Raw genomic sequence first — 14,459 nt, forward strand, 5'->3', positions numbered from 1 at the left:
CGGGCCCGTCAGTTGATGCCCAGGCGCTTGCGCAAGCCACGCAGCAGGTAGCTGACCCACGGCCAGAGCAAGGCGCTCATCAGCGCGGGCAACAGCAGGGCCAGAGTGGGTTGGCGGTTGCCGGTCAGCGCGCTCAGCCATAGCTGAACCAGCTGCGCCAGACCGAAGACCACCAGAATGACCAGGCTCTGCTGCCACATTGGAAAGATGCGCATGCGCTGGGCCAGGGACAGGATGAGGAAGGTGATGAGGCTGAGGATGAGTGCGTTCTGCCCCAGCAGGGTGCCGAACAGCACGTCTTGCGCCAGGCCCAGGATCCAGGCGGTGGTCATGCCCACCTTGTGCGGCACCGAGAGCGTCCAGTAGGCCAGCAGCAGGGCCAGCCACAACGGCCGCAGCACTTCCATGAACTGCGGCATGGGCGATACGCACAGCAGCAGGCCGACGACGAAGGTCAGCCAGATGACCCAGCCATTGCGCGAGCGCGTACCAACCATTATTGCCTCTCCCGTGTGGTGGCCGGCGCAGCGCGCGAAGGTGTCGCCGGCGGGGTGCGCGCAGGGGTGGCGGCCGGGGCCGAGCTGGCACGCGCTGGGGTGGTGGCTGCCGGCGTCGTGGTGTGGGCAGGCGTTGCCGGTGCCACAGCGGGCGCAGCAGTGGCTGGCGCGGAGGTTGCTGCAGGGACCGGCGTCGCCGGGGTGCCGTCCTGGGGCGCGGCCCCTTGGCGATCGGCCGCCTCCTGGGCTTGCGCGGCTTCGGTGGCGCGCTGCTCCGGCGAGCGACTGTCGCTGAACACCAGCAGCAGATAGCGGCTGCGGTTCAGGGCGGCGGTCGGCACGGCGCGGACGATGGCGAAGGGCTGACCGGAATCGTGGATGACTTCCTTGACCGTGGCCACCGGGTAACCCGCCGGGAACCGCTGGCCCAGGCCAGAACTGACCAGCAGGTCGCCTTCCTTGATGTCGGCGGTGTCGGCGACGTGGCGCAGCTCGAGCCGCTCGGGATTGCCCGTGCCGCTGGCGATGGCACGCAGCCCGTTGCGGTTGACTTGCACAGGAATGCTGTGGGTGGTGTCGGTGAGCAGCAGCACACGCGAGGTGTAGGGCATCAATTCGACCACCTGGCCCATCAACCCACGGGCGTCGAGCACGGGCTGGCCGAGCACCACGCCATCGCGCTCGCCCTTGTTGATCAGGATGCGATGGGTGAACGGGTTCGGGTCCATGCCGATCAACTCGGCTACCTCGACCTTTTCGTTCACCAGCGCCGAAGAGTTGAGCAGCTCGCGCAGACGTACGTTCTGCTCGGTCAACGCCGCCAGTTTCTGCAGGCGACCTTGCAGCAACAGGCCTTCGGTCTTGAGTTTCTCGTTTTCGGCCAGCAGCTCGGTGCGGCTGCCGAACTGGCTGGCAACGCCTTCGAACAAGCGTTGCGGCAGATCGGTGACCCAATAGGCACGCATCAGCACCAGCGACATTTCGCTGCGCACGGGTTTGAGCAAGGTAAAGCGCGCGTCGACGACCATCAGCGCGACCGACAGCACGACCAGCACCAACAGGCGCACGCCCAGTGAGGGGCCCTTGGTGAAAAGCGGTTTAATAGGCCGCTCCTCCCAGGCAAATGTTCATGTGGTCATTCATGTGACGGCAAACCGGCCCGGATCGAAAGTACAGGACGCATACAGGTAGCATCGAAGACGCTACCTGTAAACGACCCCAGGAATCTTTCCCGCGAAGTTATTCGCTGGAGAGCAGATCCATGGTGTGCTTGTCCATCATTTCCAGGGCGCGACCGCCACCCCGAGCCACGCACGTCAGCGGGTCTTCGGCGACGATCACCGGCAGGCCGGTTTCCTGGGCCAGCAGCTTGTCGAGGTCGCGCAGCAGCGCGCCACCGCCAGTCAGCACCAGGCCGCGTTCGGCGATGTCCGAGGCCAGCTCGGGAGGCGACTGTTCAAGCGCGCTCTTGACGGCCTGCACGATGGTCGCGAGCGACTCCTGCAGGGCTTCGAGCACCTCGTTGGAGTTCAGCGTGAAGGCACGTGGAACGCCTTCGGCGAGGTTGCGGCCACGCACATCGACTTCACGCACTTCGCCGCCTGGGTAGGCAGTGCCGATTTCCTGCTTGATGCGCTCGGCGGTGGATTCGCCGATCAGGCTGCCGTAGTTGCGACGCACGTAGGTGACGATGGCTTCGTCGAAGCGGTCGCCGCCCACACGGACGGATTCGGCATAGACCACGCCATTGAGCGAGATCAAGGCGATTTCGGTGGTACCACCGCCGATGTCGACGACCATCGAACCGCGGGCTTCCTCGACCGGCAGGCCGGCGCCGATGGCGGCCGCCATGGGCTCTTCGATCAGGAACACTTCGCGGGCACCGGCGCCCAGCGCCGATTCACGGATGGCACGGCGCTCCACCTGGGTGGATTTGCAAGGCACACAGATCAGCACGCGCGGGCTGGGCTGCAGGAAGCTGTTCTCGTGCACCTTGTTGATGAAATATTGCAGCATCTTTTCGCAGACGCTGAAGTCGGCGATCACGCCGTCCTTCATCGGGCGAATGGCGGCGATGTTGCCGGGGGTACGGCCGAGCATGCGCTTGGCTTCGGTACCGACCGCAACGACACTTTTCTGATTACCGTGGGTCCGAATGGCCACAACTGATGGCTCATTCAGGACAATACCGCGCTCACGCACGTAAATAAGGGTGTTGGCAGTGCCCAGGTCAATGGAAAGATCGCTGGAAAACATGCCACGCAGTTTCTTGAACATGGGAAAAGGACCCTAGGCAACGCGTGGGTAAAAAAGTGCGGCAAACTCTAACAACGGCGGGGATTTTGGGCAAGGCGCCAATATGTTAAATTGGCTGTTTTTCCGGGCACGCCTGCACTCGATCGCGGCCATATGACCACAGAAGTGCGATAGTGTTCCCCAAAACCACGGCTTTGCCGTATTTCATTTTCCACTGGAGATCCCCATGGCGCTTGAACGCTGCGACGTGGAAAAAATCGCTCACCTGGCCCGCCTGGGCCTGAATGAAGCCGATATGCCACGCACCATCGAAGCACTGAACAGCATTCTGGGCCTCGTCGACCAGATGCAAGCGGTCGACACCAGCGGCATCGAACCCCTGGCCCACCCACTGGAAGCCAGCCAGCGGCTGCGCGCCGACCAGGTGACCGAACGCAACCAGCGCGACGCCTACCAGGCCATCGCACCGGCGGTGGAAAACGGCCTGTATCTGGTTCCGAAAGTCATCGAGTAAAGGGAAAGAGCCTGCCATGCATCAACTGACACTGGCCGAGATCGCCCGCGGACTCGCCGACAAGAAATTTTCCGCCGAAGAGCTGACCCGTACCCTGCTGGCGCGTATCGCCCAGCTGGATCCTCAGCTCAACAGCTTCATCACCATCACCCCCGAGCACGCCATCGCCCAGGCGCAGGCCGCCGATGCGCGGCGCGCCAATGGCGAAGGCGGTGCCCTGCTGGGTGCACCGCTGGCCCACAAGGACCTGTTCTGCACCCAGGGCATCCGCACCAGCTGCGGGTCGAAGATGCTCGACAACTTCCAGGCGCCCTATGACGCCACCGTGGTGGCCAAGCTCAATGCAGCGGGCGCGGTGACCCTGGGCAAGCTGAACATGGACGAATTCGCCATGGGTTCGGCCAACGAGAACAGCCACTACGGCCCGGTGAAAAACCCCTGGAACCTGGCCCACGTGCCCGGCGGTTCCTCGGGTGGCTCGGCGGCGGCCGTGGCGGCGCGCTTGTTGCCGGTGGCAACAGGTACCGACACCGGCGGCTCGATCCGCCAACCGGCGGCCTTCACCAACCTCACCGGCATCAAGCCGACCTATGGCCGGGTATCACGCTGGGGCATGATCGCCTACGCTTCCAGCCTCGACCAGGCCGGCGTGCTGGCGCGCAACGCCGAGGACTGCGCCCTGTTGCTGCAAGGCATGGCAGGCTTCGACCCGCAGGACTCCACCAGCATCGATGAACCCGTCCCCGACTACAGCGCCACCCTGGGCGGCTCGCTGCAAGGCCTGCGCATCGGCGTGCCGAAGGAATATTTCGGCGCCGGCCTCGATCCGCGCATCGCCGACCTGATTCACGCCAGCATCGAGCAACTGCAGAAGCTGGGCGCAACCATCAAGGACATCAGCCTGCCGAACATGCAGCAGGCGATTGCCGCCTACTATGTGATCGCGCCGGCCGAGGCTTCTTCGAACCTGTCGCGCTTCGACGGCGTACGCTTCGGCTATCGCTGCGAAAACCCCAAGGATCTCACCGACCTGTACAAGCGTTCGCGCGCCGAGGGTTTCGGCCCGGAAGTGCAACGCCGCATCATGGTCGGCGCCTATGCTCTTTCGGCGGGCTACTACGACGCCTATTACCTGCAGGCGCAGAAGATCCGCCGCTTGATCAAGAACGATTTCATGGCCGCCTTCGAAGACGTCGACATGATCCTCAGCCCGACCACGCCGAACCCGGCCTGGAAGCTGGGCGCCAAGAATGCCGACCCGGTTGCCGCCTACCTCGAAGACATCTACACGATCACCGCCAACCTCGCCGGCCTGCCCGGCCTGTCGATGCCGGCCGGTTTCGTCGATGGCCTGCCGGTCGGCGTGCAGCTGCTGGCCCCCTACTTCCAGGAAGGCCGCCTGCTCAATGCGGCGCACCAGTACCAGCAAGTCACCGACTGGCACACTCGCGCGCCTGAAGGCTTCTAAGGAGAAACATCATGCAATGGGAAGTCGTGATCGGGCTGGAGATTCATACCCAGCTCGCCACCCAGTCGAAGATTTTCTCCGGCAGCTCCACCACCTTCGGCTCCGAGCCGAACACCCAGGCCAGCCTGGTCGATCTGGGCATGCCCGGCGTACTGCCGGTGCTGAACCAGGAAGCCGTGCGCATGGCCGTGATGTTCGGCCTGGCGATCGACGCCGAAATCGGCCAGCACAACGTGTTCGCGCGCAAGAACTACTTCTATCCCGACCTGCCCAAGGGCTACCAGATCAGCCAGATGGAACTGCCGATCGTCGGCAAGGGCCACCTGGACATCACCCTGGAAGACGGTACGGTCAAGCGTATCGGCGTGACACGCGCGCACCTGGAAGAAGACGCCGGCAAGAGCCTGCACGAGGACTTCAGCGGCAGCACCGGCATCGACCTCAACCGTGCCGGTACGCCGCTGCTGGAAATCGTTTCCGAGCCCGACATGCGCAGTGCCAAGGAGGCGGTGGCCTACGTCAAGGCCATGCACTCGCTGGTCCGTTATCTGGGCATCTGTGACGGCAACATGGCCGAAGGCTCGTTGCGCTGTGACTGCAACGTGTCGATCCGGCCCAAGGGCCAGGTCGAGTTCGGCACCCGCTGCGAGATCAAGAACGTCAACTCGTTCCGCTTCATCGAGCGCGCCATCAACAGCGAGATCGCGCGCCAGATCGAACTGATCGAAGACGGCGGCAAGGTCATCCAGCAGACCCGCCTGTACGATCCGAACAAGGACGAGACACGCGCCATGCGCAGCAAGGAGGAGGCCAACGACTACCGTTACTTCCCCGACCCCGATCTGCTGCCGGTGGTGATCGAGGATTCGTTCCTGGAAACGACCCGGGCCACCCTGCCCGAGTTGCCGCCTGCCAAGCGCGAGCGCTTCAAGAGCGAGTTCGGCCTGTCTGCCTACGATGCCAGCGTGCTGGCCTCGAGCCGCGAGCAGGCGGACTTCTTCGAGCAGGTCGTGGCCGGCTGCGCCGATGCCAAGCTGGCCGCCAACTGGGTCATGGTCGAGTTGGGTAGCCTGTTGAACAAGCAGGGGCTGGAAATCGAGGATTCGCCGGTCAGCGCCGCACAACTGGGTGGCATGCTGCAGCGCATCAAGGACAACACCATCTCCGGCAAGATCGCCAAGATGGTTTTCGAAGCCATGGCCAACGGTGAAGGCGATGCCGACCAGATCATCGAGGCGCGTGGCCTGAAACAGGTCACCGACAGCGGGGCGATCGAGAAGGTGCTCGACGAAGTGCTGGCTGCCAACGCCGAGCAGGTCGAACAGTACCGCGCCGCAGACGAAGCCAAGCGCGGCAAGATGTTCGGATTCTTCGTCGGCCAGGCGATGAAAGCCTCCAAGGGCAAGGCCAACCCGCAGCAGGTCAACGAACTGCTCAAGAGCAAGCTGGCCGGTTGATGCGCCGACGCCTCCCCTGTAGCAGCGGCGCAAGCCGCGTCCGGCTTCAACGCGGTGAAGCAAACGGACCGCGAATACCGCCGACGCGGCTTGCGCCGCTGCTACAGGCGTTGCGTGTGTGCTGTGTCGGTGCGATTGCCGTGCTGGCGGGCTGCGCCGGCCAGAACGGTATCATCGACCCGCGCGGCTACAACCGCGAGGGGGTCGCTTCCTACTACGGCGCACGCCACCATGGCGCTCGCACTGCCAGTGGCGAACGCTTCGATCAGCACGGTCTCACCGCAGCCCATCGCCAGCTGCCATTCGGTACCCGGGTAGTGGTGACCAATCTGTCCAACAAGCGCAATGTAGTGGTGCGGATCAACGATCGCGGTCCACACTCGCGCGGTCGCCTGATCGATGTGTCAAAAGGCGCTGCCGAAGAACTGGGCATGCTGCGCAGTGGTACGGCCCGAGTGCGCGTGCAAACCCTGCAAGACTGACCTGGAGCCACCGTTATCCCCGATCTCGCCACCCTGCCCGGCCCGACCTTGCTGCAGCTGTTCGCAGGACTGCTGATGCTGATTGCCGGCGCCGAATCGCTGGTGCGCGGCGCCGTGCGCCTCGCAGCCGCGCTCAAGATCAGGCCGCTGGTGGTGGGCCTGGGCGTGGTCGCGCTGGGCAGCAGTGTGCCCCAGCTGGCCGTCAGCCTGCAGGCGACGTTCGTTGGTACCCCGGACATCGCCGTTGGCAGCCTGGTGGGCAGCAACATCTTCAGTTTGCTGGTGACCCTGGGGCTGTCCGCGCTGATCATTCCGCTACGGGTTTCGCGGCAACTGCTGCGGCTCGATATTCCGCTGCTGATCGCAGCCAGTGCGCTGGTGTTCGGGCTGGCCCTGAACGAGCAGCTGGGACGCCTTGAAGGCGGCGTCCTGCTTCTGGCGCTGATCGGCTATCTGGGCATACTGTGGCGCCAGTCGCGGCACCCGGGGCGGGTGGCGGCAGCCCAAGGCACTGCGCCCTGGCTCAAGTGCCTGGGCATGATGCTCGCAGGCTTGCTGCTGCTGGGCGCGGGCAGCCACTGGCTGCTGGAAGCGGCGCTGGAGCTGGCCACCGATTTCGGCTTGTCGGACCGGGTGATCGGGTTGACCATCGTGGCCGTCGGCACCTCACTGCCGGAACTGGCAACATCGTTGGTCGCCGCCTTTCGTGGTCACCGCGAGATCGCAGTGGGCAACGTCATCGGCAGCAACCTGTTCAACCTGCTCGGTGTACTCGGCCTGACCGCCGTGCTGGCACCCGCGCCCCTGAGCGTTTCACCCAACGCGCTGGACTTCGACCTGCCGGTGATGCTTGGCGTCACCCTGCTGTGCCTGCCGCTGTTCTACTCCGGCTACCGGGTCACGCGGATCGAAGGGCTGGTGCTGCTGGGGTTGTACGTGGCGTATGGCCTGCACGTGGTGGCGTTCACCACGGGCATGCCATTGGCGGCCAGGCTGGAAGAGCTGATGCTGTTCTACGTACTGCCGGTGCTGGCGGCAGTGGTGCTGTGGGGCACCCTGCGCGCCTGGCGTCGACAGCACTGAACCCGCTTACCCCGCCCGACGCTTCTTGAACATCCAGGCCACGGCGAGCACCCCAAGCCACAAGGGAATCAACAGCACCGAAATGCGGATTCCCGGCGTCATGTACATGATCACCAGAATGCCTGCCAGGAACAGCAGGCACACCCAGTTGGTGATCGGGTAGCCCCAGCTCGGGAAGAACGTCGTCTGACCGTTGGCGCGCATGGCCTTGCGAAACTTCAGGTGAGTGATGCTGATGATGCCCCAATTGATGACCAGTGCGGACACGGCCAACGCCATCAGCAGGCCGAATGCTTCGCCCGGCATCAGGTAGTTGATGACCACGCTCAATCCGGTTGCCAGGGCGGAAATCCCCAACGCTTTCATGGGCACGCCACGGCGGTTGACTTCGAGCAGGGTCTTGGGCGCATCGCCCTGCACCGCCAGGCCGAACAGCATGCGGCTGTTGCAATAGACGCAGCTGTTGTACACCGACAGCGCCGCGGTCAGCACCACCACGTTGAGCACGGTGGCGACCACGTTGCTGTCCAGCGCATGGAAGATCATCACGAACGGGCTGCCACCCTCGACCACTTTCTGCCACGGATACAGCGAGAGCAGGATGGTCAAGGCGCCCACGTAGAACAGCAGGATCCGGTAGATCACCTGATTGGTGGCCTTTGGGATGCTGCGCCTGGGGTCATCGGCTTCGGCGGCGGTGATGCCGACCAGCTCCAGGCCACCGAAGGAGAACATGATGACCGCCATGGCCAGGGTCAATCCACCGATGCCGTTGGGGAAGAAGCCGCCGTATTGCCACAGGTTGGCGATGCTGGCATCCGGCCCGCCGCTGCCGGTGGCCAGCATCCAGGCACCGAAGCCGATCATGCTGACGATGGCGGCCACCTTGATCAGCGAAAACCAGAACTCCATCTCGCCGTAGATCTTCACCTGGAACATGTTGATCGCGTTGATCAGTACGAAGAACACCGCGGCCGAGGCCCAGGTCGGCACGTCCGGCCACCAGTACTTGATGTAGATGCCCACGGCGGTCAACTCGGCCATGCCTACCAGCACATACAGCACCCAATAGTTCCAACCGGACATGAAGCCGGCCAGGCCGCTCCAGTAGCGGTTGGCGAAATGGCTGAAGGTACCGGTGACCGGCTCTTCAACGACCATTTCACCCAGCTGGCGCATGATGAAGAAGGCGATCAGGCCGCCGATGGCGTAACCCAGGATGACCGACGGGCCGGCCATGCCGATGGTCTGGGCGATGCCCAGGAACAGGCCGGTGCCGATCGCCCCGCCCAGGGCAATGAGCTGGATGTGCCTGTTTTTCAGACCCCGATGCAGACCTTCGGGGGTGGATTGATCATCCATTGCGGTTCCTTAGCGGGTGAATGCTCGCAGGTGTGCAAGCAGCGTCTAGATCCAGCCGCCCCACTGCAACAGGAATATTCCGATATTGGTGGTGATGGCTGCCGCCAGGGTGGTGATGACAATGATGGCGGCGGCGAGCGAATAGTTGCCGCCGCTGGCCCGCACCATGACATAACCGACCGAGGCCGAAGGAGCGCCAATATACAGGAACAGAATGCCCAGTTCCGCCCCGCGAAAGCCCAACAGCCAGGCACCGAAGGTACCGACGATGGGCAGCAGGATCATTTTCACCGCGCTGGCACTCAGCGCCACCGAACCACTGCTGCGCAATGCGGCCAGCGACAGGGTCCCGCCGATGCAGATCAGCGCCAGCGGCAGGCTCATCTGCGCGACGTAGTCGGCCGAGGTCAGGACCCAATTGGGAATGGGCACCTGCAACCAGGCGAAGGGCACGGCCATGACCACGCTGATGATCAACGGGTTGACCAGGATGCTCTTGCAGATGCTCAGCGGGTCGGACTTGATGTTCGGGCTGTAGATCGCAAGCACCACCACCGACAGCGAGTTGTAGAGCACGATCACCAAACCGGCGAGGATCGAGCCCAGGGAGATGCCGTAGTCGCCATACATGCTGCCTGCCAGGGCCAGGCCGATGACACCGTTGTTGCCGCGAAAGGCGCCCTGGGTGAACACGCCACGGTCCACTTGCGGGCATCGCTTGGTGGCGATCCACCAGGCGATGGCGAAGCTGCCCACCGTGGCCACCACGAAGTACACCAGCAGGCCCGGCTTGAGTGCGGAGCGCAGGTCGGCATGGTAGATGCCCAGAAACAGTAGCGACGGCATGCAGACGTTGAACACCAGCGCCGAAGCGGTCTTGATGAAGTTGTCGTTGATCCAGTCGATTCGCCTCAGCCCGTAGCCGAGAAACAGCATGGCGAACACCGGAGCGGTCACGTTCAGGGTCTGCAGAAATAGGGCTAGCATGCCGGGGAACCTGTTGCCTGGAGTCAGGCGACAATGATAGCGAGGATGTAGGGGGCAGGCGGGGAAATTCTGGAAGGGTATGGCAGGCAGGGCCCCTTCGCGGGCGGAGGGCTCGCCGACCGCCCCGCTCCCACAGAGATCCGCAGCGTATGCAGGATCCCCGTAGGAGCGGTCAGCGGCCGCGAAAGCCGCACCGCGGTCTCGAGGCTTACTGCGGACCCATCTTGTCCATCAGGGCAGCGAGCATTTCGTACTCTTCGCCAGTCAAGTCGGTCAGCGGGGTGCGCACCGGCCCTGCATCGTAGCCGGCAATCTTCGCGCCCGCCTTGACGATGCTGACCGCGTAGCCGGATTTACGGTTGCGAATGTCCAGGTAAGGCAGGAAGAAGTCGTCGATCAGCTTGCCCACGGTGACGTGGTCTTCAGCGGCGATGGCGTGGTAGAAGTCCATCGCGGTCTTGGGAATGAAGTTGAACACGGCGGACGAATACACCGGCACACCCAGAGCCTTGTAGGCCGCTGCATAGACTTCGGCGGTCGGCAGGCCGCCCAGGTAGCTGAAGCGATCGCCCAGGCGGCGACGGATCGAAACCATCAGTTCGATATCGCCCAGACCGTCCTTGTAGCCGATCAGGTTCGGGCAGCTTTCGGCCAGGCGTTCCAGCAATGGCGCGTTCAGACGGCAGACATTGCGGTTGTAGACGATGACGCCGATGTTGACCGATTTGCACACGGCCTCGACGTGGGCGGCCACGCCGTCCTGGCTGGCTTCGGTCAGGTAGTGCGGCAGCAGCAGCAGACCCTTGGCGCCCAGGCGCTCGGCTTCCTGTGCATACTCGATGGCCTGGCGAGTGGAACCGCCGACGCCGGCGAGGATAGGCACGCTGGTAGCGCAGGTGTCGACGGCAGTCTTGATCACTTGCGAGTATTCGCTGGCGGCCAGGGAGAAGAACTCACCGGTGCCGCCGGCGGCGAACAGGGCGCTGGCGCCGTAGGGGGCAAGCCACTCCAGGCGCTTGATGTAGCCTTCGCGATGGAAGTCGCCCTGGGCAGTGAAATCGGTTACTGGAAAAGACAGCAGGCCGTGATTGAGGATGGACTTTAGTTCTTGTGGATTCATTGTTTGAACACCCTGAGTCGCATGGAAAATTGAACAACCAAACAGCCATGGCTGGCTGATGTCGTACGTCATCGTACAACTACTCAAGCAGTTCCTCAATAGGTGGAACGAAGTATTTTCAGATGGTCCAGAATGCCGCACCGAACGCCGACACGACACACGCAATCCCTGTAGCAGCGGCGCAAGCCGCGTCAGGCTTCACTGCGTGGTATCAGATGGATCACCTTGTCCGCCGACGCGGCTTGCGCCGCTGCTACAAGGATTGCGGTGTTTCTGTAGCAGCGGTGCAAGCCGCGTCCGGCCTCGCTGCGGTCTGCCAGATGCACCGCGCCAATCGCCGACGCGGCTTGCGCCGCTGCTACAGGGAGCGCGGTGTTTCTGTAGCAGCGGTGTAAGCCGCGTCCGGTGGCACCGTGTTCTGCCAGATACACCGCGCCAACCGCCGACGCGGCTTGTGCCGCTGCTACGGGGCGGTCAGCCCCTGCCCGCTTCGGCTTCCTGGTGCGCCTGGCGCAAGCGCTCGCGGCTGTTGGTCAGATGCAGGCGCATGGCGGCGCGCGCGGCATCGGAATCCTGGCGGGCGATGGCGTCGTAGATTTCCTCGTGCTCGCGACTGAGCCGGGTCATGTAGTGCTGCTGGTCGTCATGTGCCAGACGTGCCGAGTTCAGGCGGGTGCGAGGAATGATGCTGGTGCCCAGGTGCGTCATGATGTCGGTGAAATAGCGGTTGCCGGTGGACAAGGCAATCTGCAGATGAAACTGAAAATCGGACGCCACGGCATCGCTGGCATGGGCCGCGCTTTCGTTCAGCGCATCGAGGGCAGCGCGCATCGCTGCCAGTTGCTCGGGCGAGCGGCGGCTGGCGGCCAGCCCGGCGGATTCCACTTCCAGGCTGATGCGCAGCTCGAGCACGGCGAGCACATCGCGCAAGGTCACGATGGTCGCCGGATCAATGCGAAAACCGCTCGGGCTGGGCGTATCCAGCACGAAGGTGCCGATGCCGTGGCGGGTTTCGACCTGACCTGCCGCCTGCAGCCGGGAAATGGCTTCACGCACCACGGTCCGGCTGACACCCTGCTCTTCCATGATGGCCGACTCGGTAGGCAGCTTGTCGCCACGCTTGAGGTCACCATCGAGGATGCGCTGGGTCAGCACGGCCACCAGTTCCTGGGCCAGGCTACGCGGTTTGCGACGGGCGCGTGGGGCGGCGCTCTGAGTATCCATAGTGAAAGTCATTCTCGAAACGGTCGGTGATTGAAGCAATCATAGCCTAAAGCGGGTTGTACGATCATGGCATGAGCCGCCGCAGGGCCCGGCGGGCGGGCGAATGCCGCCTACCCGGGGGCGCAGGGCGCCAGCCAGAGCGCTCCACGCGAATTTACCGACGCACGGGGCGTTTCTGCAATTTGCGTTGCAGGGTACGCCGATGCATACCCAACGCCCGCGCCGTGGCAGAAATGTTGCCAGCATGCTCGGTGAGCACCCGCTGGATGTGCTCCCATTGCAGGCGGTCGACCGACATCGGATTTTCCGGCACCAGCGTGTCGAGGTCGGCATGTTCGGCCGACAGCGCCGCCAGCACGTCATCGGCGTCGGCGGGCTTGCACAGGTAGTTGCAGGCGCCACGCTTGATCGCCTCCACCGCCGTGGCAATGCTCGAATAGCCGGTGAGGATCACCACGCGCATTTCCGGATCGAGTTCCAGCAGCTTGGGCAGCAGCACCAGGCCCGAATCGCCTTCCATCTTCAGGTCCAGGGCGGCGTAGTCGGGTACATCGTCCTGGGCCAGCTTCAAGCCTTCCTCGGCGCTGCCTGCAGTACTTACGCGAAAGCCTCGGCGGGTCATGGCACGGGCCATTACGCGGGTAAACGTGGCGTCGTCGTCCACCAGCAACAGGTGCGGCAGCTCTTCGCCTTCGACTTGGTTTTCATCAGTCATCGATCATCTCCTGGGACGCCACGGGGCAGGCGCAGCTCGGTGAGCGTGCCGCCCTCTTCATGACTATAGAGTTTTACCGAGCCGCCGGCGCGAGTCACGCTGGCCTTGCTCAAGAACAGGCCAAGGCCGAAGCCCTTGCCCTTGGTAGTGAAGAACGGTTTGCCGATCTGCTCGGCAATGGCCAGGGGAACACCCGCGCCGTGGTCGCGGATGACGATGAAGATGTCTTCACTGTCCCAGTCCAGCTTGACCTCGAGGTTGTCGGGGCAGGCATCGGCGGCGTTGTTGAGCAGGTTGAGCAGCGCCTGGGTGAGGTCCGGAGGCGGCGACAGGTGCGGCACCTCGCCTTGGCCCAGGCGGTGGAAACGGTAGCTGGACTCGGGGCGCATCAGGTGCCAGCGATTGAGGGCTTCGTCGAGCCAGGCGGTGACCGGCTGATCGACCACGGCCATGCGGCGGTTGGCTTCGGCAGCCCGCACCAGTTGCTGGAGGGTTTCCTTGCACAGCTTGACCTGATCCTGCAGCACCTGCAGGTCTTCCTGCAGTTCAGGCTGGGGATGGTCCTGGCGCATTTCCTTGAGCAGCACACTCATGGTGGCCAGCGGCGTGCCCAGTTCATGGGCAGCGCCCGCCGCCTCGGTGGCCACGGCCAGCAGTTGCTGGTCACGCAGGCCCTCTTCGCGGCGCTGGGCACGCAGCTGCTCCTGGCGCCGCAATTCTTCGGCCATCTTGGCAGCGAAGAAGGTAATCACCGAAGCGGCCAGGGCGAAGCTCAGCCACATGCCGTAGATCTGCAGGTTTTCACGGCCGATCGGCAATGTATCGAGGGGGTAGAAGTGCGCCAGCATGAAGGTGTAGCAAGCCAGCGCGATGCCTGAGAGCACCAGGGAGTAGACCCACGGCAGGGTCACGGCGGCAATCGTCAGCGGCACCAGATAATAGGACACGAACGGGTTGGCGCCGCCGCCGGAATAGTACAGCAGGACGCTGTGGATCAGCAGGTCGCAGGCCAGTTGCAGGGCGTACTCGAGCTCGGTGACCGGCAACGAGAAGCGCAGGCGCAGGACGGTCAGCGCGCAGAGTATGGCGGACACCGCCAGGGTGGTGCTCAGCGCCAGCCAAGGTAAAGGCAGTAGATGCGTCAGGTAGGCGAAACCGACCGAGCCGGCCTGAGCAGCCAGTACCAGGGTGCGGATGAAGGTCAGGCGCCAGAGGTTCTGGCGTGAAGCGGAAAGAGGCATAGGATGGGCGAGCATTTGCTCTCCAGTGAGCGCTGCAGGCGGATCGGTGCAAG

14 protein-coding genes are annotated in these 14,459 nt (G+C 63.8%); 5 read left to right on the top strand and 9 right to left on the bottom strand.

Translation table 11 applies throughout. The annotated features are described in order from the left end of the window. Window positions 1-8 precede the first annotated feature (8 nt). The 3 genes from mreD to mreB all read right to left on the bottom strand — a co-directional run bounded on the left by mreD (window position 9) and on the right by mreB (window position 2,774). A complete protein-coding gene (gene mreD, locus IFT57_RS04330) occupies window positions 9-497 on the bottom strand; it encodes a rod shape-determining protein MreD (protein ID WP_122479515.1) in 489 nt (162 codons plus the stop codon). After that, a complete protein-coding gene (gene mreC / locus IFT57_RS04335) occupies window positions 497-1,570 on the bottom strand; it encodes a rod shape-determining protein MreC (RefSeq protein ID WP_199868777.1) in 1,074 nt (357 codons plus the stop codon). Before mreC ends, mreD begins: the two co-directional genes overlap by 1 nt. 166 nt (window positions 1,571-1,736) lie before the next feature. Further along, window positions 1,737-2,774, bottom strand: coding sequence for a rod shape-determining protein MreB (gene mreB / locus IFT57_RS04340; RefSeq protein WP_008371426.1), 1,038 nt, complete (start codon window positions 2,772-2,774; stop codon window positions 1,737-1,739). Window positions 2,775-2,979: 205 nt separating this feature from the next. Between mreB and gatC the strand changes: the two genes are divergently transcribed. The 5 genes from gatC (at window position 2,980) to IFT57_RS04365 (ending at window position 7,757) form a co-directional block, all read left to right on the top strand. Then, window positions 2,980-3,267 (top strand): Asp-tRNA(Asn)/Glu-tRNA(Gln) amidotransferase subunit GatC, encoded by a 288-nt coding sequence (gatC, locus tag IFT57_RS04345; RefSeq protein WP_122713462.1) that lies wholly within the window; start codon window positions 2,980-2,982, stop codon window positions 3,265-3,267. Window positions 3,268-3,283: 16 nt separating this feature from the next. Beyond that, window positions 3,284-4,735: an Asp-tRNA(Asn)/Glu-tRNA(Gln) amidotransferase subunit GatA gene (gene gatA / locus IFT57_RS04350; RefSeq protein ID WP_192150661.1), complete on the top strand. Its 1,452-nt coding sequence runs from the start codon at window positions 3,284-3,286 to the stop codon at window positions 4,733-4,735. Window positions 4,736-4,746: 11 nt separating this feature from the next. Further along, entirely contained in the window at window positions 4,747-6,192 is a 1,446-nt protein-coding gene (gatB, locus tag IFT57_RS04355; protein WP_122713464.1) for an Asp-tRNA(Asn)/Glu-tRNA(Gln) amidotransferase subunit GatB, read from the top strand. 110 nt (window positions 6,193-6,302) lie between these two features. Beyond that, window positions 6,303-6,674 carry a septal ring lytic transglycosylase RlpA family protein gene (locus tag IFT57_RS04360; protein ID WP_446731180.1) on the top strand — a complete coding sequence of 124 codons (372 nt, stop codon included), beginning with the start codon at window positions 6,303-6,305 and terminating at the stop codon, window positions 6,672-6,674. A gap of 48 nt (window positions 6,675-6,722) precedes the next feature. Continuing rightward, window positions 6,723-7,757: a calcium/sodium antiporter gene (locus IFT57_RS04365; protein ID WP_192150665.1), complete on the top strand. Its 1,035-nt coding sequence runs from the start codon at window positions 6,723-6,725 to the stop codon at window positions 7,755-7,757. A 6-nt stretch (window positions 7,758-7,763) separates the two neighbouring features. Here the strand turns inward: IFT57_RS04365 and IFT57_RS04370 are convergent, their stop codons facing one another. From IFT57_RS04370 to IFT57_RS04395, 6 genes are all read right to left on the bottom strand, one after another. Beyond that, window positions 7,764-9,119, bottom strand: a complete 1,356-nt coding sequence (locus tag IFT57_RS04370; RefSeq protein WP_192150667.1) for an amino acid permease — start codon at window positions 9,117-9,119, stop codon at window positions 7,764-7,766. A gap of 45 nt (window positions 9,120-9,164) precedes the next feature. Then, window positions 9,165-10,106: an AEC family transporter gene (locus IFT57_RS04375; protein WP_122713467.1), complete on the bottom strand. Its 942-nt coding sequence runs from the start codon at window positions 10,104-10,106 to the stop codon at window positions 9,165-9,167. A gap of 208 nt (window positions 10,107-10,314) precedes the next feature. Then, a complete protein-coding gene (kdgD, locus tag IFT57_RS04380) occupies window positions 10,315-11,226 on the bottom strand; it encodes a 5-dehydro-4-deoxyglucarate dehydratase (RefSeq protein ID WP_192150669.1) in 912 nt (303 codons plus the stop codon). 474 nt (window positions 11,227-11,700) lie between these two features. Beyond that, the gene (locus IFT57_RS04385; protein WP_122479524.1) at window positions 11,701-12,450 is read right to left on the bottom strand and encodes a FadR/GntR family transcriptional regulator; all 750 of its coding nucleotides are present in this window, start codon (window positions 12,448-12,450) and stop codon (window positions 11,701-11,703) included. A gap of 154 nt (window positions 12,451-12,604) precedes the next feature. Next, on the bottom strand, window positions 12,605-13,165 hold the full coding sequence (locus IFT57_RS04390) for a response regulator transcription factor (RefSeq protein WP_122479525.1): 561 nt from the start codon (window positions 13,163-13,165) through the stop codon (window positions 12,605-12,607). Further along, entirely contained in the window at window positions 13,162-14,421 is a 1,260-nt protein-coding gene (locus tag IFT57_RS04395; protein ID WP_122479526.1) for an ATP-binding protein, read from the bottom strand. The genes IFT57_RS04390 and IFT57_RS04395 overlap by 4 nt, the downstream gene beginning before the upstream one ends. Window positions 14,422-14,459 lie beyond the last annotated feature (38 nt).

Source organism: Pseudomonas sp. CFBP 13719 (assembly GCF_014842095.1).
Lineage (GTDB): Bacteria > Pseudomonadota > Gammaproteobacteria > Pseudomonadales > Pseudomonadaceae > Aquipseudomonas.

Coding starts and splice junctions, on each gene's coding strand:
- mreD (WP_122479515.1), bottom strand. CDS start 497: ATGGTTGGTACGCGCTCGCGCAATGGCTGGGTCATCTGGCTGACCTTC.
- mreB (WP_008371426.1), bottom strand. CDS start 2,774: ATGTTCAAGAAACTGCGTGGCATGTTTTCCAGCGATCTTTCCATTGAC.
- gatC (WP_122713462.1), top strand. CDS start 2,980: ATGGCGCTTGAACGCTGCGACGTGGAAAAAATCGCTCACCTGGCCCGC.
- gatA (WP_192150661.1), top strand. CDS start 3,284: ATGCATCAACTGACACTGGCCGAGATCGCCCGCGGACTCGCCGACAAG.
- gatB (WP_122713464.1), top strand. CDS start 4,747: ATGCAATGGGAAGTCGTGATCGGGCTGGAGATTCATACCCAGCTCGCC.
- IFT57_RS04370 (WP_192150667.1), bottom strand. CDS start 9,119: ATGGATGATCAATCCACCCCCGAAGGTCTGCATCGGGGTCTGAAAAAC.
- IFT57_RS04375 (WP_122713467.1), bottom strand. CDS start 10,106: ATGCTAGCCCTATTTCTGCAGACCCTGAACGTGACCGCTCCGGTGTTC.
- kdgD (WP_192150669.1), bottom strand. CDS start 11,226: ATGAATCCACAAGAACTAAAGTCCATCCTCAATCACGGCCTGCTGTCT.
- IFT57_RS04385 (WP_122479524.1), bottom strand. CDS start 12,450: ATGGATACTCAGAGCGCCGCCCCACGCGCCCGTCGCAAACCGCGTAGC.
- IFT57_RS04390 (WP_122479525.1), bottom strand. CDS start 13,165: ATGACTGATGAAAACCAAGTCGAAGGCGAAGAGCTGCCGCACCTGTTG.
- IFT57_RS04395 (WP_122479526.1), bottom strand. CDS start 14,421: ATGCTCGCCCATCCTATGCCTCTTTCCGCTTCACGCCAGAACCTCTGG.